Raw genomic sequence first — 24,423 nt, forward strand, 5'->3', positions numbered from 1 at the left:
TGCGGGGTTCCAGTGCGGCGATCGGCCGAGTGTATGCGTATTCACGGAATCCGCAACAGCCTTGTAGGCGGCCAATCTTAGGTGGGTATTCGTATGTCAGAGCCGCAGGCCGCGCAGGGCGTCCAGCAGGACCTGGGTGAGGTTGTAGACGATGAAGCGCGAGCCTGTTTCCCGCGCCGCCGCCGGGTCGCCGACGATGCGCAGGACCGGTTTGCCCGCCTGCTCGGCTTCGGCACTGGCGGCGGCGATCGCCGAAGCCACCCGGCCGGGATCGTCGAGCGCGGACATCGACACCGCCAGGTCGGCGGGGCCGGGCATGACCGCGTCGACCCCGGGCACGGCCAGGATCTCCGCCGCGTTCTCGCAGGCGCGGGCGGTCTCCAGCATCGGGATCACCAGGGTGGTGGCCGCCGCGTGCTCGAGGTAGCCGGCCGGGGACCGGGAACCGAAGCGGGCGGCCCGGGTGTAGTTGGCGAACCCGCGGTCGCCCAGCGGTGGGTAGCGGGCGGCGGCGACCACGTCCTTGGCCTGGTCGGCGGTGTCCACGTGCGGCACCACCACCCCCTGGGCGCCGAGGTCGAGGGCGCGCAGGATCAGCGCGGGTTCGGCGCTGCCCACCCGCACCAGCGTCGCCAGGCCGTGGGCGTCGGCGGCGTTGAGGTGGTGCTGCAGCTGCTCGGTGTCGGCGGGGCCGTGTTCGCAGTCGAGGAGCACGAAGTCCAGGCCCGCCACGCCGGCCAGTTCGACCAGGCCCACCGCGGGCAGGCGCAGCAGGACCCCGGTCGCCCGATCACCGGCCGCGAGTATCTGTTTGAGACCGGTCATCGGGCCACCATCCCGGCCGAGAGGTCGATGTCGGCCGCGCACAGCCCGGGCATGCCCAGCATCGCGACCAGCGCGGCGCCCACCTCGGCTTCGGTGACCATGCGCCCGAGCGCGGCCCGGGACACGAACGCCTGCTCGGCCTGCTCGCTGGAGATGCCCGAGCGTTCGGCCTCCAGGCGGAAGTTGCGCTCCATCCGCGGGCCGTCCACCGGTCCGGGGGACAGCGAGTTGACCATGACCCCGTGCGGGCCGACTTCGGCCGCGAGGGTGGTGGTCAGGCCCAGCACCGCCATTTTCGAGGCGCAGTACGGGGTCCGCGCCGCCAGCGGCCGCTTGCCGCTGACCGAGGCCACGTTGATCACGTCACCGCGGCCCGCGGCCACCATCGGCGGCAGGAAGGCCCGGCACATCAGGTAGGTCCCGCGCACGTTCACCGCGAACACCTCGTCCCACTCGCCCGGCTCGACGTCGACCAGGTTCCGGACCGGTCCGGGGACGCCCGCGTTGTTGACCAGCACGTCGACCTGTTCGCCGTCGAGGTCGGCGGCCAGCGCGCGCACCGACTCGGGGTCGCCGACGTCGACCACCGCGGCACGTCCGGGTGTGTCCAGCAGGTCCACGGTCTCGGTCACCGCGGCCTGCCGCCGTCCCGCGGCGATGACGCGCGCCCCGGCGGCGGACAGCGCCAGGCACATCGCCCGGCCCAGTCCCGAGCCGCCGCCGGTGACCAGCGCGGTCCGCCCGGCCAGGCCGGGGCTCACCGGCTCGCCCAGGACGGTCGCGGCCCACCGGCGGCCGCGACGCGGACGTCACCGGAGCGGGCGTGGCCTTCGAACAGCTCGACGCGGGCCGCGCGGCCGCACACCTCGCCGAGCGCGGCGCTGGACGCCGGATCGGTGATCTCCTGGTAGGTGACGGTTTTGAGGTACTTGCCCACCCACAGCCCGCCGGTGTACCGGGCGGCGCCGCGGGTCGGCAGCACGTGGTTGGTGCCGATGACCTTGTCGCCGTAGGACACGCAGGTGCCCGCGCCGAGGAACAGCGCGCCGTACTGGGTCATCTTGTCCAGTGCCTGGCGCGGCTGCGCGGTCAGGATCTGGACGTGCTCGCTGGCGTAGGTGTCGGCGAGCGCGAAGGCCTCGTCGAGGGAATCCACCACGATGACCTCGCCGTGGTCGCGCCACGCCGGTTCGGCGAAGTCGCGGGTGGGCATGCCGGGCAGCAACTGGTCGACGTGCTCGAGCACCGCCGTGGCCAGCGGACGGCTCGTGGTGATCAGCACCGCCGGGGAGTCGGGCCCGTGTTCGGCCTGCGACAACAGGTCCACGGCGACAACGAACGGGTCGGCCGTGTCGTCGGCGACCACGAGCACCTCGGTCGGCCCGGCGAACAGGTCGATGCCCACCTCGCCGAAGAGCTGCCGCTTCGCCTCGGCGACGTAGGCGTTGCCGGGCCCGGCGAGCAGGTCGACCCGCGGGATGGACTCGGTGCCCACGGCCATCGCGGTCACCGCCTGCACGCCGCCGAGCAGGTAGATCTCGTCGGCACCGGCCAGGTGCATCGCGGCGACGGTGGCCGCCGGGATCTCCCCGCGGATCGGTGGGGTGCACGCGGCCACGCGCGCCACCCCGGCGACCTTCGCGGTCACGATCGTCATGTGCGCCGACGCGGTCAGCGGGTAGCGGCCGCCGGGCACGTAGGCGCCCGCGGCGGCGATCGGCACCTGCTTCTGCCCCAGCCGCACGCCGGGCAGCGTCTCGACCTCGAACTCGCCGAGGGAGTTCCGCTGGTGCTCGGCGAAGGTCCGCACCTGCTGCTGGACGAAGCGGATGTCGTCGAGGACCTGCTGGGGCACCCCGGCGATGATCCGGTCGATCTCCTCGGGGGTGAGGCGGAAGGACTCGGGCTCCCACTGGTCGAACTTCGCCGAGTACTCGGCGACCGCGGCGTCACCACGCTTACGGATGTCGCCGATGATCTCGGTGACCCGGGCCTTGACCCCGGGATCGCCACCCGGCGCGGCTGCCGCCGGAGTGGGGGCTTTCAGGATTTCGGGCATTGCTTGGTCTCCTCGGTGAGGTCGATGTCGAGGTGCTCGCGCAGCAGCGAGCCCAGGTCGGCTTCCCACGGCAGCAGGTGCCCGGCGCCGGGCAGCACCTTCAGGTCCGCCGCGGGCAGCGCGGCGGCCAGTCGTTCGTGGAACGCGGGTGGGCAGAGGGCGTCGCGGTCACCGCAGAGCACGAGCGCCGGGACGCGGTGCCGGGACAGTTCGCCGTGCTGGTCGCGCCGCGTGGCCTGCGCGGCCAGCTGGCGGAGGAACACCGCGGGGCCCACGCGGTGGGCCATCGCCATGAACGCTCCGATCAGTTCGGGTTTCCCGTCGGCGAACATGGTCGGCGCGATCCGCTCGCGCACCACCGCGTCGAACTGCCCGTCCACAGTGGATCGGGCCAGGTCGAGCCAGCCCTGCCGTTGTTCGGGACGGGGTGCGCCGGCGTTGGTGGAGATCGCGCACAGCCCGCGGACGCGGTCCGGGGCGCGGCGCAGCACCTCGAACCCGACGATGGCGCCGAGACTCAGGCCCACCAGGCGGAACGGTCCCGGCACGGCGGCGAGCACCTGCTCGGCCATGCCGCCGATGTCGCCCGCGGTGATCTCCACGTCCACCACGTCGGGGCCGAGGCCGCCGCGCACGCCGTCCCACAGCGCGGCGTCGCACAGCATGCCGGGCACCAGCACGGTCGCCACGGTCATCCGATCGGGCGGGGGACCAGCGCGTACGGGGCCAGGTAGCCGTCGTGGTCGATGGCGACGCCCTCGTCGGCGGCCGCCTTGACCACCTCGTCGTCCCAGTCCAGGCGGACCCGGCCGTCGCCGCCGTTGACCACCACCATGCTGGCGGTGCCCTCGCCGACGTTGCGCAGCGCGCGCCACGCCCCCGCGGGCACCGACAGCAGGTCCCACGGGCCCAGCCGCACCGACACCTCGTCGTGCAGGTTGAGCGTGACCTCCCACTCGCCTTCCTTGACCATCAGCACCTGGGTCCGCTCGTGGCGGTGCGCCCGCACGCCCTGACCCGGTTCCGCGCGCAGCCAGGCGATGTTGTGGCCGTGCGGCTTGAAGATCCGGGGTTCCTGCTCGGGGTCCTCGGTCATGCCGTACCCGATGACCAGCGCCAGTTCGGCGCCGCCGCCGGGCAGCCTGCTGTCCAGGAACGGCTCCCTGGACCACACGAGGTCCTCGGGGGTGGCGATCTTCGACCGCATCTGCTCCGGGGTGTAGCTGCGCAGGCCGGCGATCTGCTCGCCGGTCATCGGCTTGACGAGCTCGTCCTCCGGCGGGCGCTCGTCCCCGGCGACGGTGTCGACCAGGGTGTTGTCCGCGGTGAGGTACAGCCCGTGCCCCTCGGCCTCCCGCAGCACGGACGGGCCCCAGATGATGCCGCCGGTGTCGTCGTGGCCGAGCGCGGTGAACAGCCAGCCGTCGTCGGGGCCGATGTTGGTGAAGCCGCGGAAGATCCAGGTGGGCAGCGAGGCGATGTCGCCCTCGCGCAGCACCAGTTCGCCGTCGCGGCCGTCGGCGCCCCAGCGCAGCAGGAACTCGCCGCGGAAGCAGAGGAAGACCTCGGCGGTGAAGTGCAGGTGCAGGTTGTTGGTGATGCCGTTGGGCATCGCGGCGGCCCCGATGTTGAAGCCGTGGGCCTCGCGCAGGTTGACCACCTGATCGGCGCTCTGGGTGACCCCCGGCCCGATCATGGAGTAGTTCTCCTTGCGGTCGGAGCCCGGCGTCCGGCAGTCGATGAACGCCTGGTTGCAGGACACGAAGTCGCTGCGCCGGATGGTCCGCCGCCGCAACTCCTCTTCGGACACGCGCATGTCTGCCTCCCGGTTGTGCATACGTATGTACTGAAGCAATCAGGTGGGCGGATGTCAATGATGGATTCGGGGTGGGTCTTGCCGAATTCGGGCGCCGAGCGTGCATGAGTGCACTACGATGCGTATGCATGCACAGCTGAGAGGACGGGTATGGCGATCACCAGCCACGACGTGGCCCGGCTGGCCGGGGTCAGCCAGGCGACCGTCTCGCGCGCGCTGCGGGGCGACCCGAGGGTCACCTCGGCGACCCTGGACCGGGTCCGCCGCGCCGCGGAGGCGCTGAACTACGTACCCAGCGAGGCGGGCCGCAGCCTGTCGACCCGGACGAGCCGCCGGGTCGGCGTGGTCATCTCGGACCTGACCAATCCGTTCTACCCGCACCTGGTCGGCCCGCTGCACGACGAGCTCGAGCAGCTGGACTACCGGATGATGCTGTTCACCGAACGCACCGAGTCGGCGATCGCCACCCAGCGGCTGCTGGACCGGTCCATCGACGGGGTGGTGCTGGCCACCGCCACCCTGGACTCGGCGCTGCCCGACGAATTGAGCCGCCGCGGATTGCCGTTCGTGTTCCTCAACCGGGAGTCGGCCAACGCCAACGCCGACAGCGCCGTGGTGGACAACGAAAAGGGCGGCAGGCTGGTGGCCGCCGAGCTGGCCCGCCTCGGTCATCGCAGCGTCGCGATCATCAGCGGTCCGCAGGACACCTCGACCGGGCGGGACCGTGAACTGGGGTTCCGGCTCGGGCTGGCCGAGGCGGGGATCGCGCTGACCGAACGGCACATCCAGCGCGGCCCGTTCGACTTCGACACCGGTTACCGGGCGCTGCCCGTGCTGTGGGCGCAGGAGCCGCGGCCGACCGCGGTGTTCTGCGGCAACGACGTGACCGCGATCGGCGCGCTCAATGCCGCGCTGCGCCACGGTATCCGGATCCCGGAGGAGCTGACGCTGGTCGGTTTCGACGACATCCCGATGGCCGGGTGGGAGTCGTTCGACCTGACCACCGTGCGGCACGACCTGCACGAGATGGCGCGGACGTCGGCGCGCATGCTGGCCGAGCGGATCGATCACCCCGATCTGGCGCCGCGGAGGACCCTGTTCACCCCGGAGCTCGTGCGCCGGGGCACGCACGCCGAACTCGCCGAGGAGGAACAGTGCACCACGTGATCCGGCAGATTCATCCGCCTTCGGGCCCGCGCAACGCCCAGTTCATCGGCGAGCCCTACGGCGCCGACATTTCCTTTTTCCTCGTGGACGCCGAGCCGGGCCAGGGCCCGAAGCCGCACCGGCACCCGTACCCGGAAACGTGGATCGTGCGCTCCGGCCACGGCACCTTCTACGCCGAAGGCGACGAAACCGAGGCCGGGCCGGGTGACGTCGTGGTGGTGAGTGCGTATACGCCGCACACCTTCCGCAACACCGGGACCGAACGGCTGGAACTGGTGTGCATCCACGCGGCGGGCGAAATGAGCACCGAATGGCTGGAGAGCACGGACCCCATCCCGTAATTCGGATGAGGAACTTTCCGCGTCGGCGGAGACTGCCCAGGTGGAACAGCAACCGCGTGACGTCTCCGCCCTCCTCGATCGCCTGCGGCGACCACCGCGGGTGAAGTTCCTGTTCTTCTGGGGCCATCGGGTTCCCGGGCGTGGCTACCTGAGCCAGTGGTGGCCTTCGCCGTTCGAGCTGAGCGGCCGGACCTTCGCCACGGCTGAGCACTACATGATGTGGCGCAAGGCGTTGCTGTTCGACGACCAGGCCGCGGCCGAGGCGATCGCGCGGGCTTCGCACCCGCGGCAGGCCAAGGAACTGGGCCGGACGGTGCGTGGTTTCGACCAGCAGCGGTGGGAGGCGCAGCGGTACGAGATCGTGGTGGCCGGGAGTGTGGCGAAGTTCGGGCAGAACCCGGATCTGCGGCAGTTCTTGCTGGGCACGGGTGCTGGTCGAGGCAAGCCCGCTCGATGCGGTGTGGGGAATCGGACTGGCGGCGGATGATCCCCGAGCCGAGGACCCGCGGCAATGGCCCGGCCTCAACCTGCTGGGATTCGCACTCGGCGAGGCACGCGCCATACTCACCCGCGGCGACGGTCCGAAATGAGGGGAGGCCCACGCGTGAAGCGGTTCGTGGCGCCGGTGGTGGTGGGAGTGATCGCCGCGGTGGCGTTCGGGGTGTGGTGGGTCACCACGCGGCATACGGCCACCCCCGAGGTCCTCGAAGGCTGGGCGATGCCGGACGCGGGCGGGGTCGCCATTTCCCTGCACGACACCGCTGATGCCTCGAGCGGGGAAGGCTACATCGTCGCCGGAGCGGCCTGGGTCGGCCGCGACAACATGTGGCATGAAGGAGCAGGCGGCCCCACCTGCGTCGGCACGGATACCTCGGCGAAAACCCGTGTGCGGCTGGGCGTGGTGCACGCCGAACCCGGGGAGGGGATCGGCAGATCGCTCGTGGTGTGGCTCCGCTGCCTCGACTGATCGCCCGGAATTGTCGGTGTCGCGCGCTAGCGTCCGGTGGTGGCAGAAATCCGCTACCTCACCGGGGACGCGACCAGCCCCCAGTCGGCTGGTCCGTCGATCGTCGCGCACATCTGCAACGACCGCGGCGGCTGGGGCAAGGGTTTCGTGGCGGCGGTCTCCCGGCGGTGGCGTGAACCCGAGGCCGCGTACCGGCGGTGGTATCGGGAGCGCGCCACGAACGACTTCGGGCTGGGTGCCGTGCATCTCGTCGAGGTGGAGCCGGAAACCTGGGTGGCGAACATGGTGGGCCAGCACGGGGTGCGGACCAGCCGCAGTACCGGCCCGCCCATTCGCTATGACGCGGTCCGCCGGTGCCTGGGCCACCTCGCCACCCAAGCGCGAGACCGGACAGCGAGCGTGCACCTGCCCCGGATCGGCTGTGGCCTGGCCGGTGGGTCGTGGGAGCAGATCGAGCCGCTCGTCCACAGTGAACTGGTGGACCGTGGCGTTCCGGTCACCGTCTACGACCTGAGCTGAGTGGGGGTGTCGATGTCGCGTGCGTTGGTCCTGGGTGGGACCGGCGTGATCGGCCGCGCGGTCGCAGGGCGGTTGCTGGCGGACGGCTGGTCGGTGCACGTCACCGGCCGCGACGAGGCGCGGGTGCCGTCGGCGCTGGTGGACGCCGGGGTTCGGTTCAGCAGCGTTGAGCGCGATGACGAGGCGGGGCTGCGCGAGGCCCTGGGCTCGGGCGTGGATCTGCTGGTCGACTGCCTCTGTTTCACCGCGGCCCACGCGCGATCGCTGATACCGCTGGCCCGGCACGCGAATTCCACGGTGATGATGTCGAGCAGAGCCGTCTACATCGATGGCGATGGCAACCACGTCAATTCGGCGGTCGCGCCGCGGTTCGACGGGCCGGTGACCGAGCAGCAGCCGACGGTGGCCCCGGGCTCGATGCCCTACGACTCGCCGGAAGGTTATGGGCCGAACAAGGTGGCGGCCGAACGGACATTGCTCGACAGCGGCTTGCCGGTCACGGTGTTGCGGCCGTCGCGGGTTCACGGTCCGGGTGCCTTGTCACCGCGGGAGTGGTACTTCCTCAAGCGTGCACTCGACCGCCGTCCTGCTGTGCTCCTGGCCGGACGCGGCGCCGATCATGCGTCGGCCGCGGTCAACATCGCCGCGCTCGTCGCGCTGGTGGCCGACCGGCCGGGCCGCCGCATCCTCAACGCCGCCGACCCGGACGCGCCGGATGTGCTGTCGATTTCGCGGATCATCGCCGCCGCGGCCGGGCACAGCTGGCGGGAAGTGCTGCTAGGCGATGATGCCCCGCCCGGGCTCGGTCGGCATCCGTGGCATCGGGTGCCGCCGATCGTGCTGGACCTCAGTGCCGCGTACGCAGTGGGGTATCGGCCTGCGGGCGATTACGCGACCACCGTCCAGGAGGAACTGCGGTGGCTGATGTCCTCGCCACCCCGCGCTGCCGGCCCAGCCAATTTCGACTACGCGGCCGAGGACGCCTACCTGCGGTCTCGCTGACAGGCAGGCGTCCGAAGGCACGACTACCAGGGCTGCCAGGCGCCGTTGAACCACTGTTCGTGGGCGTTGTCGTTGTGGTGGTCGACGTTCCAGTCGTTGGGGTAGTTGTTGATGTGGTTGTGCGGGTAGGTCCAGATGCCCGCCGACTCGTCGCAGACGTAGTCCCAGTGGCAGATCGATTTCACCGGGACGTCGCCGAAGTAGCGGTCCGCGCCGGCGAGGGGGTAGCCGACGATGCCCCCGAACGGCACGCTGCCGCCGTTGAGCCCGGGCGGGGCCTGCCGCTTGGGGTCGGAGATGAGCACGGCGTTGACGTTGCCGAAGCTCTGCCAGTTCTCCGTCACCCAGACGTGCACCACCGCGGCGCCGAGCGAGTAGCCGACCGCCTTGGCGTGCTGGCCGGGGCAGGCGTGGCGCTGGTCGCGGATCAGCCGGTTCAGCTCGTCGACCCCGGCCCGGACGCTGGCGCCGTTGGGGATGGCGGTCGGGTAGCCGACGTGCTGCTGGATGTTGCCGGTGAACCCGTCGTTGTTCCAGGAACTGCCGGTGCCACCGACCACGATCGTGTAGGTGCCCTCGCACGGGGCTTCCGCCTGCGCGACGGACCCCGTGGCCACGGAAAGCCCCGTCGCGGCGAGCAGGCCGGCCAGTACCAGCGCTGCCTTTCGTTTTTTCATCACCGGCGGACCGTAGCGGGAGGCGATGAATTCCTGATGAAACAGAATCCGACTTTCGCAGGTGACGACCCGGCGCAGCGCCGATTACCGTTTCGCCCATGCGCCTCGCCGCCACCACAGTGGTCACCGCCGCCGCGTTGATCGGCCTTTCCGTGCCCGCCCAGGCCATCATCGACGGTGAGTTCACCGAATCCGCCCCCTGGTCCGCCCGGCTTTACCAGGACGGCGCGGACGGTTACTGCACCGCCACGGTCATCGCGCCGGAATGGATTCTCACCGCCCGCCACTGCATCGGCGGGAATCACCAGTGGGGTTTCCGCGTCGGAAATGTCGAACACGCCCAAGGTACCTATGTCGACGCCGCGCCGGACGGGGTCACGCTGCACGACAACGCGGATCTGGCGCTGGTGAAACTCGCCGAAGCCGTGCAGGCGCCGCCGGTTTCGCTCGGCGACCTCGAATCCGTGGCCGACGGTGACACCGTCACCATTCACGGCTGGGGCGACACCGGCGGCGGCCAGCAGTCGCCGCGGCTGAAGAACGCCCAATTGGAAGTGACCGACGTGCACGCCACCGACGCCTACGACGGCCGCGCCATCAACGGCGACCGCGTCAACGGGGTGTGCGGCAGCGGCGATTCCGGCGGCCCGATGTTCAACGCCGCCGGTGTGCAGGTCGGCGTGCTCTCCACCGGCAACAGCACCAGCTGCCAGTACACCCACGTCGGTGCCTACCGGGACTGGATCAGCTCGGTCACCACCTGACTTGCCGCCGGGACCACGCCACGCCTACAGTGCTAGGTAACTAGCTAAATGGAGGCCGTGGTGCTGGAGTTCCACCTGGACGCCCGTTCGGGGCTGTCGCCGTACCAGCAGCTCGTGCGCCAGGTCCGGCACGCGCTGCGCCTGGGCCTGCTGCACGAAGGTGACCAGCTGCCGAAGGTCAAGGACGTGGTGGCGGCGCTGGCCATCAACCCCAACACCGTCCTCAAGGCCTACCGCGAACTCGAGCACGACGGGCTGGTCGCCGCGCGCCCCGGGGTGGGCACGTTCGTGACGGCGACGTTGTCCGGTGGCTCCCCGGCGGCGCTGGCTCCGCTGCGCCAGGATCTGCGCCGGTGGCTGGTGAAGGCGCGGCGCGCGGGGCTCGACGACGAGAGCATCGAGGCGTTGTTCGCCGACACGTTTCACGCTTCCGCCAGGGAGGGCATAGCGTGACCGTGCTGCGCGCGAGGGGGCTCGGCAAGAGCTACCGGCGCCGCTGGGCGCTGGCCGGGTGCGCGCTGGACATCCCCGCCGGTCACGTCACGGGACTGGTCGGGCCGAACGGCGCCGGCAAGTCCACTTTGCTCGGTCTCGCGGCCGGGATGCTGGCGCCGACCACGGGCACGATCGAGGTGTGCGGCGGGGTGCCGGGCAGCGGACCGGCGCAGCTGGCGAAGGTGGGGTTCGTCGCGCAGAACTCGCCCGTCTACCCGGCGCTGACCGTCGAGGACCACCTGCGGCTCGGCGCGCGGCTCAACCCGGGCTGGGACGCGGCCCTGGCGCGTGACCGGGTCGAGCGGATCGGGCTGGACCCGGGGCAGCGAGCGGGACGGCTTTCCGGTGGGCAGCAGGCACAGCTCGCGTTGACGCTCGGCATCGCGAAACGCCCCGAGCTGCTGCTGCTCGACGAGCCGGTCGCGGCCCTGGATCCGCTGGCGCGCCGGGAGTTCCTGCAGGACCTGATGGCGTCGGTGGCCGAGCACGGGCTCAGCGTGGTGATGTCCTCCCACCTGGTCACCGACCTGGAGCGGGTCTGCGACCACCTGATCGTGCTGGTGGATTCGCAGGTGCGGCTCACGGGTGAGGTCGAGGACCTGCTCGCCTCGCACCACCGCCTCAGCGGCCCCCGCCGTGACCTGGGCACGCTGCCCGGTGACCAGGAGGTCATTTCCGTGAGCCACACCGAACGCCAGACCACGCTGCTCGTCCGCACCGAAGGGCCGATCCTCGATCCGGCCTGGACGGTCGGCAGGCTGGGGCTGGAGGACCTGGTGCTGGCGTATCTGCGCGGTCCGGGCGCGGAGGCGCCGCGCTCGCTGGAGGTCGTGCGATGACCTGGCTGGCGTGGCGGCAGTTCCGGATGCCGGCGTTGTCGGTGTATGCCGGGATCGCGGTGCTCGCGGTGGTTCTGCTCGTCGGCCGCGGCACGGTCGGCGAGCAGGAGGAGCTGTTCTACCGCAGCGGGCAGATCGCGCTCTACGCCCTGCCCGCCGCGCTCGGCGCGTTCTGGGGCGTGCCGATGATCACGCGCGAGCTGGAGACCGGCACGCACAACCTGGCGTGGAACCAGACCGTCACGCGGACCCGCTGGCTCGCGGTCAAGCTGGGGCTGGGCGTGGTGGCGGCCATGGTCGCCACGGGGCTGCTGAGCGCGGTGGTCAGCTGGTGGGCCGCGCCCATCGACGGTGCCGCCGCGGTGGATCCCGGCAGTTCCTACGAGCCGCGCATCGCGGTCGCCATCTTCACCGCGCGCGGGGTCGCGCCGGTCGGGTATGCCGCGTTCGCGTTCGTGCTCGGCATCGCGGTGGGGCTGGTGGTGCGCCGCACGGTGGCGGGCATGGCGGTGGTGCTGGTGGTGTTCGCCGCCGTGCAGGTGGCGGTGCCGCTGGCGGTGCGCCCGCACCTGCTGCCGGCGACCGAGCAGGCGGTCACGCTGACCGCGGAGGTCATCGAAGGTGTCCGGACGGAGGAGACCACCGGCGGGCAGGTTCCCGTCTCGCTGGCCGTGGCCCGGCCGCCGGGGTCGTGGGTGCTGGCCGACGAGACCGTGGACCGGGACGGCACCGCGATCAGTCCCCTGCCCGAGGCGGTGCGTGGTTGCTCGCCGGAACCGCGACCGGGGGTGATACCGGACTTCGAACGGTCGCACGCGTGCTTCGCGCAGCTGGCCGGTCTCGGATACCACCAGCGCCTGGTCTACCAGCCGGGCGAGCGGTTCTGGCCGTTGCAGTGGCTCGAAACCGCCCTGTTCCTGGGGATGGCGGGCTTGCTCACCTGGTTCTGCTTCCGGCGGCTGCGTCACGTGTCCTGACGCCTCACCACGGGCAGGGCGAGCAGCAGCGCGGCCAGGCGCACGGCGGCGGCGACCAGGTACGGCGCGCGGAGGCCGAGTTCGTGGGCGACGAGCCCGCCGGCCAGTGCGCCCAGCGGCATCAGGCCCCAGCCGAGTGCCTTGTAGCTGCTGGTGACCCGGCCGAGCAGGGCGGCGGGCACGAGCTGCTGCCGGAGGCTGACCGTGACCACGGTCCAGGTGGTGGTGAGGAAGCCGGTCCCGGCGAGCAGCGCGGCGAGCACTGTCGCGTTCGGACTGACCGCGATCCCGGCGAACGCCGCGGCGTTCAGGGCGAGTGCGGTGGCCAGCACCGGGGTGGGGCCGAAGCGGCGCAGGAGCCGGGGAGTCGTGGTGGCGGCGAGGACGCTGCCGAGCGCGGCGGCGGTGAGCAGCAGGCCGTAGCCGGTGGCGTCGAGGTGCAGGGCCTGGGTGGCGAGCAGGACCAAAGTCGAGTTCGCCAGTTGCCCGGCGAAGGTGTTGGCGCCGAGCAGCAGGGCGAGCGTGCGCAGCAGGCGGTGGCGGGCGAGCCAGCGGAGGCCGTCGGTCATCGCGACGCGCGCGGGAATCGGACGCGTGGTCCGGGGTGACGAGGCCAGGAGTGCGGCCGACGCCCCGAGTGCGGCGGCGTGGACGCCGAAGGGCAGCACCGCGGCGACGGCGAACAGCGCGCTGCCCAGCGGCGGCCCGGCGAACTGCTGCCCGATCGTGGTGACGGCCTGCTGGGTGCTGTTCGCCCGGTGCAGCCGGTGGGGTGCGACGAAATCCGGCACCACGGCCTGGGTCCCGTTGCCCACCACGACGTCACCGGACCCGAGTGCGAAGGCGGCCAGCGCCAGGACGGGGAGGGTGAGGTGGCCGGACGCGGTGAGGACGCCCAGCGAGGTCACCACCGCTGCCTGCACCGCCTGCGCACGCCACATCAGGCGGAGCCGGTCACCGCGGTCGAGCAGGGCACCGACGGGCAGGGACAGCAGCAGCCACGGCAGGTAGGCCGCCGCCGAGACCAGCGCGACGTGCCGGGGATCCGGCGACAGCGACACCGCGAGCAGCGGGACCGCCGTGGTGAACACGCCCGTGCCGAAGCTGGTGCAGCCGGTGGCCCAGCACAGTTTCCAGAACGCCATGCACGTCATCGTCGGCACGGGGCCCCGATTGCCGACACCATTGAGCTGTGGGCTGCATACTCGCCTGATGACGATCGAGCTGGGTGTGGCCGAGCTGGCGGCGACCCGGTTCGCGATCTCCCCGCTGTCGGAAACGGTGGCGGGGCTGCGTTTGCTGGCCGCGCGCGAACAGGCCGCGCACCACGCGCCGTGGGTGCGCTGGGCCCGGGGCGAGCTCCGGCGGAGTCCGCTCGAATTACCGTGGACCTGGCCGCTGCTGGTCCACGACCGGGCGGGCTGGCCCAATTTCCTGGTCCCGGCACCGAAAACGGCTCGTTCGTCCCTTGAGGACGATCTGGCGGCGCTGGCCGCCACCGGTGCCGAGGACGTGCGGGCCAGTCTGCGCCGGGTGTTCGGCGACCAGCCGCCTGCGCTCGCGGAGGACCCGGTGCGCGGGCTGCGGGCGGTGGCGGCCGAGTTGAGGGTGGCCCACGACCGGCTGATCGCGCCCCACTGGTCCCGGATCCGGGCGCTGCTCGAAGCCGATGTGACGCACCGGGCGCACGTCCTCGCCGCCGGTGGCGCGCGACGGCTGTTCGCGGACCTGCATCCCAGCCTGAGCTGGTCGGACGGCCGGGTGACCGCTGCCGGACGGCGGCCGGTCCGCCCGGGTCCCGGTGGGCTGGTGCTCATGCCGCTCGCGCTGGGACCGTCGAACGTGCTGATCAAGCGCCACACCGCCACCCAGACGACCGTGCGCTACCCGGTGCGGGGCGTCGGCACCTTGTGGACCGCGGCGAAACCACCCGCAAGCACGGTGGTGCGCCTGCTGGGCCGGGCCCGGGCGAATCTGCTGGCCGCGTTGCGCAGCCCGGCGACCACGACGGACCTGGCTGCCGCGCTCGGGGTCACGCCGAGCGCGGTGTCGCACCACTTGCGTGTGTTGCACGAAAACGGCCTGGTCACGCGGGAGCGCACCGGCCGCACGGTGCACTACGCGCTGACCTCGCTGGGCCGCTCGCTGCTCAGTTACGGCAGGTCATCGGCTTGACGATGGTCTCGGTGAAGGCGATGCCCGCGCACCCGGCCCTGGTGGCGCGCGGCCCGGTCGAAGGCCGGCGCGCCACCCCAGTCTCGGAGTGGTCGGTCAACCTGCCGGAGGTCGAGCGGGCCAGGGTCGAGTACGACGCTCGCGGCGGTCGTCGCTGAACCCGGCTGCAGCGTCCGCCGCGGTGCCGGCCACTTACCGGTGTGATGACCGCGAGAAGCAAGCGGGTGCCGGTGGCTGACCACGCATCCGATACCGAGTTGTGGCGGCGCGCGGCCCTGGGGGATCAGGACGCTTTCGCCACGCTGTTCGAGCGCCACGTGCAGGCGGTGTGGAACCACGCCTACCGGCTGACCGGTTCCTGGCCGGTGGCCGAGGACCTGGCGTCGGCGACCTTCCTGACCGCCTGGCGCAAGCGGGCCGAGGTGACGCTGGTCAACGAGTCGGCGCTGCCGTGGCTCTACACCGTGGCGGGCAATCTGGCGCGCACCGAGCACCGCAGTTCGGCGCGCCGGTTGCGGCTGGTGCGCAAGGCCGAACCGCCCGCGGACGTGTCCGACCACGCCGATTCGGTGGTGGACCGGGTGAGCGCCGGCGACCGGTTGCGGGAGCTGGCCGCCGCGGTGACCCGGCTCCCGACGGCGCAGCGGCGGGTGGTGGAGCTGTGCCTGCTCGGTGAGCTGCCGGTGCCCGACGCCGCGGTACTGCTCGGCCTGGCCGAATCCTCGGTCCGGTCACACCTTTCCCGGGCACGTGCCCGCCTGCGGACGGAACTGGAGGAGACCCGGTGAACGACTTCGACCTGCCCGCACGGCGGGAACTGCCCGACGAGGTGCGCGACAGCATCCGGCTCAGGGTGCGCGAGGGGATGGACGCACCGCGACGGCGTTCGTGGCGGGGCCCGGCGCTGGCCGCGGCCGCGGTGGCGGTGCTGGCCGCGGGCGCGCTGGTGGCCACCGGCGACTTCCGGGCGCCGGACGACGTGGCCCCGGCCACGGTGCTGCCCTCCGGTGTCCCTTCGGACAGTGCGCTGGCCGACGAGGCGCTCGACCGCTGCTGGGCGGCGCTCGGCGCGGCGGGCAAGGCGGACGGCTTCCCGGACCGGGACACCTGGAAACCGGTGTACAACACCAAACCCCACGGCTTCGCGCCCTTCCAGGTGACGGTGCTGTCCCGCGCCGAGGGCAAGCCGCTGGTGTGCGACACCACGGCCACCACGGTCACGGTGTCGGACCCGGACACCCCGCCGCAGTACGCGCCGGGCACCTCGGCCGCGGTGCTGCTGGCCACCCCGGGCGGGCTGATCGCCGGAGTCACCGGCGGTCCGGGGATGCTCCGGCTGACTTACCCGCGGGGCTCGGCCGCGGTCGGCCTCGAGCCGGTGGACGGCCTGTTCGTCTACCAGATGGCGGTGCGCCCGTCGAGCGGCACGCTGACCTTCGACGACAGGGAACTGACGTTGCCGGAGCCCGCGCTGAGCGTGGTCGACCGGCCGGCCCCGGGGGTGGACCGGACCAGCGACCGGGGCCGCCTGCTCGGCGACTGCCTGGCCGGGGCGTACCACCCGACGCTCGATCCGGAGAGCTTCCAGCCGGGTGCTTCCCTGGTCCAAGGACCGACCACGGTGGTGGTGGGCTCCTTCGGCCAGCGGTTCGTCTTCTGCGCGCAGGCCCCGGAGGAGATCCTGTCGAACGACGTGGTGCTGCACGAGCCCACCGCGGTGCGCGAGGCCCGGGGGTTCACCAACGGCATCAACTTCGAGCCCGAGTCGGTGGGTCAGGAGGTCGTCGGGGGTTTCGTGCCGCCGGAGACCGCGCGCATGGAGGTGCGGCGCGCGAACGGCAAGCCGGCGCTGACGCCGGTGGTCACGGGCGGCACGTTCGTCACCGTGCTGCCCGAGGACTTCGAGATCGACGTGCAGTTCGGCCGCCAGCGGGAAAACGTGACCATCGCCCTGTACGACGCGCGGGATCAGCTGATCCTCGAGCAGCCGGCGCTGTTCCCGGCGAAGGGCTAGCGCGGTTTGAGCTGCCGCAGCGTGAAGCCGCGGCCTGCCGGGTCCAGCGGACGGGTCGCCTGCTTGAACAGGTACTCGGCGCGTTCGTAGGACAACCTGCGGCGGCCGGTCTCCGGGCAGAGATCGGCCGCCGCGGGCGTGCGTGCGGGGCCGGGGCGGCGGTCGGCGAGGAACAGCGGCCCGCGGGTGCGGCCGTCGAGCAACTGGGGGAGCAGGCGGGCAGTGCCGGAGCGCCAGGTGACCCAGGTGCCGCCTGCCTGGGCGCGGCGGTCATCGAGGTCGAGGTGCTCGATGTCGAGGGAGAGCACGGTCCGCACGCCGGCGCCGGATTCGTGCAGCAGCCGCCAGAGGGTCCGCTCCCGCAGTGGCTGGTCGCCGGACCAGAGCGCCTCCAGCTCGGCCGGTGCCATCGGCGGGGTGCGCTGGCGGGTTTCGGCGCGGCGCTCCAAGCCCGCGGCGATGTCGTGCATCCCGGCCCAGGCGGCGAACGAGCGCAGCGCCGAGCGGTGCCGGTTCCAGGTCTTGGCCGCCGATTCGCCCCAGGCGGTGGTGCACACGCGGGTGAGCTGGTCGGCGGTGAGCGTGGCCAGGGGCAGCTGGTCGCCGAGGGTGGAGCGCAGGCGCCGCAGGGTCTGGCCGTAGGAGCGCACGGTCTGCGCGTCGAGGGTGTCGCGGGCGAGGAAGTCCTCGGCGGCCTCGGCGAGGGTGAGCACGGGTGCGCCGCCGGCGGGCAGGCCGTCGGCGCGGCGCAGCAGGAAGGCGCGTTCGGCGGCGTTGCGGGTCAGCGCGGCGGCGCGCTGGAACTCCAGCCGGGCCTCGTCGTCGCGGCCGAGTTCGGCCAGCAGATCGCCGCGGACCCCGGGCAGCAGGTGGTAGTCCTGCAGCGAAGGGTCGGACAGCAGCGCGTCGGCCATCGCCAGCCCGGCCGCGGGACCGTGGGCCCTGCCGTAGGCGACCGCGCGGTTGAGCTGGACGATCGGGGTGGGCAGCAGCCGGACGAGCGCGTCGTAGAGGGTGGCGATCTGCCGCCAGTCGGTGTCCTCGGCGGTGCGGGCCTGGGCGTGGCAGACCGCGATGGCGGCCTGCAGCACGTACGGGCCGGGTTTGCCGCCGGCTTCGCGGGCACGCAGCATCGCGGTGAACCCGCGGCGGATGAGCAGGCGGTCCCAGCGGCCGCGGTTCTGCTGGTGCAGCTGGATCGGCTCGCCGGAGGGGCCGGTGCGCGCGGCCGAGCGGGATTCCTGGATCTCCATCAGCGCGACCAGGCCGTGCACCTCGGCTTCGCCGGGGGCGAGCCTGGCCAGCAGCCGCCCGAGCCGCAGCGCTTCCAGCGTCAGGCCGGGGCGCAGGAGGTCGTCGCCGGAGGTCGCGGAGTAGCCCTCGTTGAAGATCAGGTAGATGACCTCGAGCACCGAGGAGAGCCGTCCGGCCAACTCGGCGGGGCCGGGCAGGTCGAACGGCACGCGTTCCTCGGCCAGCGTGCGCTTGGCGGTGGCCACGCGCTGGGCGATCTTCGGTTCGCTGAGCAGGAACGCCCTGGCGATCTCGGCGGTGGTGAGCCCGCCGAGCAGGCGCAGGGTCAGTGCCACCCGGGCCGGGGCGGGCAGCACCGGGTGGCAGGACAGGAACATCAGGCGGAGCACGTCGTCCTGTTCGGGCTCCGCCTCCGCCACCGCGGCGGTCTCGGCCTCGGTGGTCTCGTCGAGCTCGTCGAGCCGCCGGGACCGCCGCAGGTGATCGATCGCCCGCCGCTTGGCCACGGTCATCAGCCAGGCGCCCGGGTTGTCCGGGACGCCCGCCTCCGGCCACTGCTCGAGCGCGGCCACGAGCGCGTCCTGCGCCATCTCTTCGGCGAGGCCGACGTCGTGGACCAGCCGGGTCAGCCCGGCCACGATCCGGGCCGACTCCAGCTTCCAGACCGCGTCGATCGAGCGGTGGGCGTCCATCACCGGCTCACGCGAAGACCTGCTGGATCACGCTGCGGCTGTTGCCGACCATCTTGACGAACCGCCGCGCGAGCTCCACGACCTCTTCCTCGGTGCGGACCTCCACCAGCGCGAACCCGGCCACGGACTCCTTGGCCTCGGCGAACGGGCCGTCGGTCACGGTGACCTCGCCGTCGCTCTCGCGGACCTCGATGCCGGTGGGGGCCAGGCCGCCGGTGGCCAGCAGCACCCCGGAGGCGGTCAGTTCCTCGATCCACGCGCCCATCTCGGCCTCGAGGTTCGGGTTGGTGGTCTCGCCGGTCGGGTTGGACATCATCAGGTAGCGCATCGCCATCTCCTTCGTTCGGGTGCTTTCGCTGACGCGTCGCACCACCCATGTGACAGGGAATGTACCCGTTCCCTGTCACATCCCGGCCACGACGCGTCAGCGAAGGCACCCACCGAGAACGAAAGGTTCGGCCATGATCGCCACCGCTGCCCCCACCACTTCCTCAACCCGTTCCCTGCTCGGCTGCGCGGTCGTCGCGGCGCCGCTGTGGGCGTCGGTCTCGCTGGCGCAAGCCGCCACCCGCGACGGGTTCGACCTGACGGTGCAGCCGCTGAGCATGCTCAGCACCGGCCCGTCGGGCTGGCTGCAGATCACCAACTTCCTGGTGAGCGGCGTGCTCATGGTGCTCGGCGCGGCCGGGCTGAGCCGGGTCCTGCCGGGCCGCTGGGCGGCGAGGCTGCTCGCGATCAGCGGCGCCGGGGTGATCGGCGCGGGGGTGTTCACCATGGACCCGGCCGACCCGTTCGGCGGCGCGAGCCTGCTGCACATGCTGGCGGGCACGCTCACCTTCGCCACCCTGATCGCCGCCTGTCACGTGCTGGGCAGGCGGTTCGGCCGGGCCGGGAAGCGCCGCCACGCCGTGGCCTCGCACGTCGCCGGTGCCGCGTTGCTGGCCGGTGACCTGTGGGCGATGAGCGGCGGTGTCGCCGGGTCGCTGACCCTGGCCGTCGGCTGCATCACCGCCCAGCTCTGGATCTCCTTCGTCGCCGCCCAGTACCGCTGACCCCACCCCCCTGCTCCGGAAAGGACCGGAACCATGCCCCAGTTCGCCACCGTCGAGGCCTACCGCGACGGTCTGCCCGCCGCCCAGCAGGACCTGCTCGGCAAGCTCCTGCCGCTCATCGACGCCGAGTTCCCCGGCGCCGGCGCCGTCTGGCACGGCCACCCCGTCTGGAGCCTGGGCGCGAAGCCCGGCCAGTCACCGGTCTGCTTCGTCAAGGCCTACGCCGGGCACGTGAGCTTCGGCTTCTGGCAGGGACAGGCGCTCACCGACCCGTCCGGACGGCTGACGGCCGGGGCACGGGAGATGGCGAGCGTGAAGCTGCGCGAGGTGGCCGATCTCGACAGCGCGCTGTTCGCCGGGTGGTTGCGCCAAGCGCGCGAACTCGCCGGTCGACGCTGACGCGATGACGGCGTCGAGCGCCTGCCCAAAGATAAACCGAGTACGCGGTCTATTATTCGCTGACATGACGCGCACTTCCTCCTCGACCGTGCTCGCGCTCGCTCCCGGCTGGCGGGTGCTGGGCTGGCTGCTCTGCCCGCTGCTGGGCGCGGCGCTGCTGTGGGGGCTCAAGCTCGCCGCCGGCTGGGTGAGCACGCTGGCCTGGTTCCCGTTCCAGGGACCGTTCCGGCTGGTGGAGTCGATCCCGGAGCCCGCGGCCACGCTCGGCGCCCTGGGCCTGGGCGCGGTGGCCGGGCTGGGGCTGGCGCTGCTGGGTGAGCTGGATCTGCTCAGCCTCGACATCGGCGCTTCCGGGGTCGAGCTGCGCCGGGGCGGGAAGAGCCAGCGGTTCGACCGCGGCGCGGTCGGGGCGGTGTTCTTCGACGGCGGCAAGCTCGTGCTGCTGGGTACCGGCGGCGACGAACTCGCGCGCGAATCGTCGGATCTGAGCAAGGCCCGCGTGCGCGCGGCCTTCGAGGACCACGGCTATCCCTGGCACGCCGACGGTGACCCGTACCGCGAGGACTACCGGCTCTGGGTGGAGGGCACGCCGGAGTTGTCGGACCGGGCCAACGCGCTGCTGCGTGCACGCAAGGAGGCGCTGGCCAAGGACCAGGGCGACGAGGTCAAAGAACTGCGCCGGGAGCTGGTGAAGGCCGGGGTGTTCGTCCGCGAGGAGAAGAAGCGCCAGTACTGGCGGACGAGCCCGGACCGGCAGCGCTGACCACGCTGACCACGCTGACAGCGGTGGTCAGCCGGTGGTGCGCGGATGGTCAGCGCGACCGCCGAGCCTGGGGCCATGACGAAGAAGATCCTGATCTCCGGCGCCAGCGTGGCCGGTCCCTCGCTGGCCTACTGGCTGCACCGGTACGGCTTTTCCGCGACCGTCGTCGAGCGCGCGCCGGGCCTGCGTGGTGGCGGGTTCGCGGTGGACTTCCGCGGGGACGTGCACCTGCGGGTGCTGCGCGAGATGGAGCTGCTCGACGAGGTCCGGCGGCGGCAGACCAACATGGGCGACCAGGTGGTCGTCGACGGGCGGGGGCGGCAGCTGGCGAAGCTGCCGTCGGCGTTCATGAGCGGCGACGTCGAGATCGAGCGCGATGAGCTCAGCCGGCTGCTCTACGACCGCACCCAGGAGCACACCGAGTACCTGTTCGGGGACTCGATCGCGTCGATGACCGAGAGCGCCGACGGGGTGCGCGTGTGTTTCGAGCACGCCGGGCCACGCACGTTCGACCTGGTGCTCGGCGCGGACGGCCTGCATTCGAATGTCCGGGCGCTGGCCTTCGGGCCGGAATCGCGGTTCATCCGCCACCTCGGGTACTACGTCGCCGCGTTCGACATCCCCAACTTCCTGGACCTCGACCACACGGGCCTGATGTACAACGAGCCGGGGTTGGGGGTGAGCATGGGCAGCGCGGGCGGCAAGACCGACGGCGGGTTCGTCTTCCCGTCCGAGCCGCTCGAGTACGACCGGCGCGACCTGGACCAGCAGAAGCAGCTGGTCGCCGACCGCTGCGCGGGCGCGGGCTGGGAGGTGCCACGGTTGCTGGAGGCGATGTGGGCGGCACCGGAGATGTACTTCGACTCGATCAGCCAGGTGCGCATGCCCCACTTCCAGCGCGGCCGGGTCGCCCTCGTCGGGGACGCCGGGTACGGCGCGACCCTGGGTGGGCTGGGCACGGGCACCGCGATGGTCGGCGCGTACGTGCTGGCCGGGGAACTCGCGCTCGCGCGCGGCGATCACCGCGTCGCGTTTCCGCGCTACGAGGAGCTGATGCGGGACTACGCCGCGGGCTGTCAGAAGCTGGCCGAGGGCGCGGGTCCGTTCCTCGCCCCGCCGACGAGGTTCCGGATCTGGCACCGCAACCAGATGTACCGGCTGCTTTCGTGGCGGCGGCTGGCCGGGATCTTCGACAAGCTGACCACCAAGGCGGCCAGGAACATCACGCTCCCGGACTACCGGCCCGCACCGCGCTCGGCGGCACCCCGCGAACCCGCTTGAACGCGGCGCTGAAGGCGAACGCGTCCGCGTAGCCGACCTGCCGCGCGATCGAGCCGATGCTCGCCCCGGACTCGGCGAGCAGACCGGCGGCCAGCGTCATCCGCCAGCCCGCGAGGTAGCTCATCGGCGGTTCGCCGACCAGCGCGGTGAACCGCCGGGCGAACGTCGCTCGGGACAGCCCGGTCGCCCCGGCCAGCGACGCCACCGTCCACGCCTCGGCGGGCCGCTGGTGCACCAGGCGCAGCGCGTGCCCGATCTCCGGGTCGGCCAGCGCCCGGTACCCGGCGGGCGCGCGGGTGCCGGGGGTGGCGAACCAGGTGCGCAGGACGCGGATGAGCAGCAGGTCCAGCAGGCGGTCGAGCACGGTCTGCTGACCGGGTTCGTCGCGGCTGATCTCGACGGCGAGCAGGGCCAGTGCCGGGTCGTCGCCGGCGGGCACGGTCAGCACGGCCGGCAGCGCGGCGAGCACCGGGCCGGCGGTCGGGCCGCGCATCGAGTAGGTGGCGGTGGCCAGCAGCGCGGAGCCGCCGGGGGTGCCGTAGGTGCGGGTGCCGAGCTTGAACCGGTCCCCGGCGGTGGCGGCGCCTTCGGCCGCGGCGTAGCACTGGTTGCGCCCGTCGATGACCACCCGGGGTGCGGTGTCGCGGTGGTCGGCGATGGTGAAACCGCCGCGCACCAGTGCGATCTCCCCGGCTTCGAACCGGATGGGCTCGCCGTCGTCCGGCCGGATCCAGGCGGCGCCCTCGTCCAGGGTCAGCAGCATCAGCGGCCGCGGGTCGTCGAAGCGCAGGCCCCACGGCGGGGAGCAGACCGAGCGCACGAACACCGAGCCGTGCGCGCGGACGGTGGCGAGGTAGTCGTCGAGCGGGTCCACCGTTGAGACGATGCCACAGGCATCGGCGCTTTTCGACCATGGTCCGTCTCAGCCGCGGCTGGTGGGGTGGTCCCATGACGAACGCACCGATTCTCGTGCTCGGCGGTCTGGGCAAGACCGGCCGCCGGGTGACCGACCGCCTCGAAGCCCGCGGGCTGGCGGTCCGGCCGGTTTCCCGGTCCACCCCGATCCGCTTCGACTGGGCCGACGAGTCAACTTGGGACGCCGCGCTGGCCGGCACCGGCGCCCTCTACCTCGTGCCGCCCGCGGAACGCTGGGGCACCACCCCGATCGCGCGGCTGCTGGCCCGCGCCGGTCAGCGCCGCGTGGTGCTCCTTTCGGCCAGGGGCGCCGATTTCGCCGGTGAACCCGTGCACGAGCGCGAGGTGCGGGAGAACAGTCCGGAGTGGACGATCCTGCGGCCGTCGTGGTTCGCGCAGAACTTCAGCGAAGGCGAGTTCGCGGCGGGCATCGGGGCGGGCAGGCTGGCGCTGCCGACCGGGGACGGCCGCGACGCCTTCGTCGACGCCGAGGACATCGCCGACGTCGCGGTCGCCGCGCTGACCGAGGACGGGCACGCCGGGCAGGTCTACGAGCTGTCCGGCCCGCAGCCGCTGTCCTTCCCCGACGCCGTCGCGCGGATCGCCGAGGCGAGCGGCCGCCGGATCGAGTTCGCCCACTGCACCCCGGCCGAGTTCGCCGCGACCGTGCCCGGCCCGCTCGGCGAACTGCTGGCGACCCTGCTCGCCGGGGTCGCGCGGAACGTCGGTGACCACGTCAGCGACGGGGTGCGCCGCGCGCTCGGCCGCGAACCGCGCTCGTTCGGCGACTTCGTCGCGCGGACGTTCGCCTCAGAGCCCGTCCAGGCCTGAGCGCAGCAGGCCGAACGCCTGGTCGGCTTCGGTGGCGGCCGCGAGGTAGCGCTTCGCGGCCGCCTCGCCGGCGGTGATGTGCCGGTGGTTCTCCAGCGCGAGCAGGCGCTGCACGGTGATGATCTGCCCGGCCGCCAGGCGCGGCGCCAGCCCGTTGCGGCCGGTGACCTCGCGCAGCGCGGTGGTCAGCGCTTCGATGGAGTGGTCGTTGAACCGGGACATGCCCGCCACCAGCGCCGGGGTGTCGTAGATCAGCCGGTTGAGCGCGAGGATCTCGGGTTCGTCGCAGAGCCCGGTGATCGGGTCCCGCCGCTCCAGGCCGGACAGGAAGTGGGCGTGCAGCGCGGCCAGCGGCGGCTGCCCGGCCGCGGCGCGCACCACGTCGGCGGCTTCTTCGCGGTGATCGGCCAGCCGGTCGATCACCAGGTCCTCCTTGGCGGGGAAGTACTTGAACAGGGTCGGCTTGGACACCTCCGCGGCGGCGGCCACCTCGGCCACCGAGACCCGGTCGAAGCCGGAGTCGAGGAACAGCGAGATCGCCGCATCCGAGATCGCCTGGCGTGTGCGCAGCTTCTTCCGCTCCCGAAGGCTCATGGGCG

The 24,423-nt window shown here is 72.3% G+C and carries 29 protein-coding genes and 1 pseudogene; 19 read left to right on the forward strand and 11 right to left on the reverse strand.

Features of this window, described 5'->3' with window-relative positions:
- Positions 1–96: 96 nt before the first annotated feature.
- From JOM49_RS27575 to JOM49_RS27595, 5 genes are read right to left on the reverse strand one after another with little or no spacing between them, the layout of a single operon-like run.
- On the reverse strand, positions 97–825 hold the full coding sequence (locus JOM49_RS27575) for an HpcH/HpaI aldolase family protein (protein WP_209667117.1): 729 nt from the start codon (positions 823–825) through the stop codon (positions 97–99).
- On the reverse strand, positions 822–1,586 hold the full coding sequence (locus JOM49_RS27580) for an SDR family NAD(P)-dependent oxidoreductase (RefSeq protein WP_308158896.1): 765 nt from the start codon (positions 1,584–1,586) through the stop codon (positions 822–824). Before JOM49_RS27580 ends, JOM49_RS27575 begins: the two co-directional genes overlap by 4 nt.
- Complete coding sequence (gene hisD / locus JOM49_RS27585; protein ID WP_209667118.1) at positions 1,583–2,884, reverse strand: histidinol dehydrogenase; 1,302 nt, start codon at positions 2,882–2,884, stop codon at positions 1,583–1,585. Before hisD ends, JOM49_RS27580 begins: the two co-directional genes overlap by 4 nt.
- Complete coding sequence (locus JOM49_RS27590; RefSeq protein ID WP_209667119.1) at positions 2,869–3,579, reverse strand: alpha/beta fold hydrolase; 711 nt, start codon at positions 3,577–3,579, stop codon at positions 2,869–2,871. Before JOM49_RS27590 ends, hisD begins: the two co-directional genes overlap by 16 nt.
- Complete coding sequence (locus JOM49_RS27595; RefSeq protein ID WP_209667120.1) at positions 3,576–4,700, reverse strand: cupin domain-containing protein; 1,125 nt, start codon at positions 4,698–4,700, stop codon at positions 3,576–3,578. The genes JOM49_RS27590 and JOM49_RS27595 overlap by 4 nt, the downstream gene beginning before the upstream one ends.
- A 150-nt stretch (positions 4,701–4,850) precedes the next feature.
- Here JOM49_RS27595 and JOM49_RS27600 point away from each other — a divergent pair, with 150 nt between their 5' ends.
- The 6 genes and pseudogenes from JOM49_RS27600 (at position 4,851) to JOM49_RS27625 (ending at position 8,696) form a co-directional block, all read left to right on the forward strand.
- Positions 4,851–5,867 carry a LacI family DNA-binding transcriptional regulator gene (locus tag JOM49_RS27600; protein WP_209667121.1) on the forward strand — a complete coding sequence of 339 codons (1,017 nt, stop codon included), beginning with the start codon at positions 4,851–4,853 and terminating at the stop codon, positions 5,865–5,867.
- A complete protein-coding gene (locus tag JOM49_RS43370; RefSeq protein ID WP_209667122.1) occupies positions 5,855–6,208 on the forward strand; it encodes a cupin domain-containing protein in 354 nt (117 codons plus the stop codon). Before JOM49_RS27600 ends, JOM49_RS43370 begins: the two co-directional genes overlap by 13 nt.
- Before the next feature lie 40 nt (positions 6,209–6,248).
- Positions 6,249–6,798, forward strand: a pseudogene (gene ybiA, locus JOM49_RS27610) (riboflavin biosynthesis intermediates N-glycosidase).
- A gap of 14 nt (positions 6,799–6,812) precedes the next feature.
- Positions 6,813–7,175, forward strand: a complete 363-nt coding sequence (locus tag JOM49_RS27615; RefSeq protein WP_209667123.1) for a hypothetical protein — start codon at positions 6,813–6,815, stop codon at positions 7,173–7,175.
- A gap of 39 nt (positions 7,176–7,214) precedes the next feature.
- Positions 7,215–7,694: a macro domain-containing protein gene (locus JOM49_RS27620; protein ID WP_209667124.1), complete on the forward strand. Its 480-nt coding sequence runs from the start codon at positions 7,215–7,217 to the stop codon at positions 7,692–7,694.
- A 12-nt stretch (positions 7,695–7,706) separates the two neighbouring features.
- Complete coding sequence (locus JOM49_RS27625) at positions 7,707–8,696, forward strand: NAD-dependent epimerase/dehydratase family protein (RefSeq protein WP_209671654.1); 990 nt, start codon at positions 7,707–7,709, stop codon at positions 8,694–8,696.
- Between the two features lie 23 nt (positions 8,697–8,719).
- Here the strand turns inward: JOM49_RS27625 and JOM49_RS27630 are convergent, their stop codons facing one another.
- A complete protein-coding gene (locus tag JOM49_RS27630; RefSeq protein ID WP_209671656.1) occupies positions 8,720–9,373 on the reverse strand; it encodes a cutinase family protein in 654 nt (217 codons plus the stop codon).
- 98 nt (positions 9,374–9,471) lie between these two features.
- Here JOM49_RS27630 and JOM49_RS27635 point away from each other — a divergent pair, with 98 nt between their 5' ends.
- From JOM49_RS27635 to JOM49_RS27650, 4 genes are read left to right on the forward strand one after another with little or no spacing between them, the layout of a single operon-like run.
- Positions 9,472–10,137 (forward strand): S1 family peptidase, encoded by a 666-nt coding sequence (locus JOM49_RS27635; protein WP_209667125.1) that lies wholly within the window; start codon positions 9,472–9,474, stop codon positions 10,135–10,137.
- Positions 10,138–10,185: 48 nt separating this feature from the next.
- Positions 10,186–10,590 carry a GntR family transcriptional regulator gene (locus tag JOM49_RS27640; protein WP_209667126.1) on the forward strand — a complete coding sequence of 135 codons (405 nt, stop codon included), beginning with the start codon at positions 10,186–10,188 and terminating at the stop codon, positions 10,588–10,590.
- Positions 10,587–11,471: an ABC transporter ATP-binding protein gene (locus tag JOM49_RS27645; RefSeq protein WP_209667127.1), complete on the forward strand. Its 885-nt coding sequence runs from the start codon at positions 10,587–10,589 to the stop codon at positions 11,469–11,471. The genes JOM49_RS27640 and JOM49_RS27645 overlap by 4 nt, the downstream gene beginning before the upstream one ends.
- The gene (locus JOM49_RS27650; protein ID WP_209667128.1) at positions 11,468–12,448 is read left to right on the forward strand and encodes an ABC-2 membrane transporter-related protein; all 981 of its coding nucleotides are present in this window, start codon (positions 11,468–11,470) and stop codon (positions 12,446–12,448) included. The genes JOM49_RS27645 and JOM49_RS27650 overlap by 4 nt, the downstream gene beginning before the upstream one ends.
- Here the strand turns inward: JOM49_RS27650 and JOM49_RS27655 are convergent.
- Positions 12,436–13,593, reverse strand: coding sequence for an MFS transporter (locus tag JOM49_RS27655; RefSeq protein ID WP_245369500.1), 1,158 nt, complete (start codon positions 13,591–13,593; stop codon positions 12,436–12,438). The genes JOM49_RS27650 and JOM49_RS27655 overlap by 13 nt on opposite strands.
- Before the next feature lie 67 nt (positions 13,594–13,660).
- Between JOM49_RS27655 and JOM49_RS27660 the strand changes: the two genes are divergently transcribed.
- From JOM49_RS27660 to JOM49_RS27675, 4 genes are read left to right on the forward strand one after another with little or no spacing between them, the layout of a single operon-like run.
- A complete protein-coding gene (locus JOM49_RS27660; RefSeq protein ID WP_209667130.1) occupies positions 13,661–14,623 on the forward strand; it encodes a metalloregulator ArsR/SmtB family transcription factor in 963 nt (320 codons plus the stop codon).
- A complete protein-coding gene (locus JOM49_RS27665) occupies positions 14,620–14,781 on the forward strand; it encodes a hypothetical protein (protein ID WP_209667131.1) in 162 nt (53 codons plus the stop codon). Before JOM49_RS27660 ends, JOM49_RS27665 begins: the two co-directional genes overlap by 4 nt.
- 45 nt (positions 14,782–14,826) lie before the next feature.
- On the forward strand, positions 14,827–15,411 hold the full coding sequence (locus JOM49_RS27670) for an RNA polymerase sigma factor (RefSeq protein WP_209667132.1): 585 nt from the start codon (positions 14,827–14,829) through the stop codon (positions 15,409–15,411).
- A complete protein-coding gene (locus JOM49_RS27675; protein WP_209667133.1) occupies positions 15,408–16,637 on the forward strand; it encodes a hypothetical protein in 1,230 nt (409 codons plus the stop codon). The genes JOM49_RS27670 and JOM49_RS27675 overlap by 4 nt, the downstream gene beginning before the upstream one ends.
- On the opposite strand, the gene JOM49_RS27680 is transcribed toward JOM49_RS27675, so the two are convergent.
- Both JOM49_RS27680 and JOM49_RS27685 read right to left on the reverse strand, forming a co-directional pair.
- Complete coding sequence (locus tag JOM49_RS27680) at positions 16,634–18,583, reverse strand: sigma-70 family RNA polymerase sigma factor (protein ID WP_209667134.1); 1,950 nt, start codon at positions 18,581–18,583, stop codon at positions 16,634–16,636. The two genes, JOM49_RS27675 and JOM49_RS27680, sit on opposite strands and share 4 nt — an antisense overlap.
- Positions 18,584–18,590: 7 nt before the next feature.
- Positions 18,591–18,911 carry a YciI family protein gene (locus tag JOM49_RS27685; protein WP_209667135.1) on the reverse strand — a complete coding sequence of 107 codons (321 nt, stop codon included), beginning with the start codon at positions 18,909–18,911 and terminating at the stop codon, positions 18,591–18,593.
- A gap of 133 nt (positions 18,912–19,044) precedes the next feature.
- On the opposite strand from JOM49_RS27685, the gene JOM49_RS27690 reads away from it, so the two are divergent.
- From JOM49_RS27690 to JOM49_RS27705, 4 genes are all read left to right on the forward strand, one after another.
- Positions 19,045–19,635 carry a DUF998 domain-containing protein gene (locus tag JOM49_RS27690; RefSeq protein ID WP_209667136.1) on the forward strand — a complete coding sequence of 197 codons (591 nt, stop codon included), beginning with the start codon at positions 19,045–19,047 and terminating at the stop codon, positions 19,633–19,635.
- A gap of 33 nt (positions 19,636–19,668) precedes the next feature.
- Positions 19,669–20,034 carry a DUF1801 domain-containing protein gene (locus JOM49_RS27695; protein ID WP_209667137.1) on the forward strand — a complete coding sequence of 122 codons (366 nt, stop codon included), beginning with the start codon at positions 19,669–19,671 and terminating at the stop codon, positions 20,032–20,034.
- A 64-nt stretch (positions 20,035–20,098) separates the two neighbouring features.
- Entirely contained in the window at positions 20,099–20,797 is a 699-nt protein-coding gene (locus JOM49_RS27700; protein ID WP_209667138.1) for a YqeB family protein, read from the forward strand.
- A gap of 75 nt (positions 20,798–20,872) precedes the next feature.
- The gene (locus JOM49_RS27705; protein WP_209667139.1) at positions 20,873–22,078 is read left to right on the forward strand and encodes an FAD-dependent monooxygenase; all 1,206 of its coding nucleotides are present in this window, start codon (positions 20,873–20,875) and stop codon (positions 22,076–22,078) included.
- Here the strand turns inward: JOM49_RS27705 and JOM49_RS27710 are convergent.
- Entirely contained in the window at positions 22,020–22,952 is a 933-nt protein-coding gene (locus JOM49_RS27710) for an AraC family transcriptional regulator (protein WP_308158897.1), read from the reverse strand. The two genes, JOM49_RS27705 and JOM49_RS27710, sit on opposite strands and share 59 nt — an antisense overlap.
- Before the next feature lie 74 nt (positions 22,953–23,026).
- Here JOM49_RS27710 and JOM49_RS27715 point away from each other — a divergent pair, with 74 nt between their 5' ends.
- Positions 23,027–23,824 carry a Rossmann-fold NAD(P)-binding domain-containing protein gene (locus JOM49_RS27715; protein WP_209667140.1) on the forward strand — a complete coding sequence of 266 codons (798 nt, stop codon included), beginning with the start codon at positions 23,027–23,029 and terminating at the stop codon, positions 23,822–23,824.
- Here JOM49_RS27715 and JOM49_RS27720 read toward each other — a convergent pair.
- The gene (locus JOM49_RS27720) at positions 23,804–24,418 is read right to left on the reverse strand and encodes a TetR/AcrR family transcriptional regulator (protein ID WP_209667141.1); all 615 of its coding nucleotides are present in this window, start codon (positions 24,416–24,418) and stop codon (positions 23,804–23,806) included. The genes JOM49_RS27715 and JOM49_RS27720 overlap by 21 nt on opposite strands.
- Positions 24,419–24,423: the final 5 nt, after the last annotated feature.

The sequence above is a fragment of the Amycolatopsis magusensis genome (assembly GCF_017875555.1).
In the GTDB taxonomy this organism is placed as follows: domain Bacteria; phylum Actinomycetota; class Actinomycetes; order Mycobacteriales; family Pseudonocardiaceae; genus Amycolatopsis; species Amycolatopsis magusensis.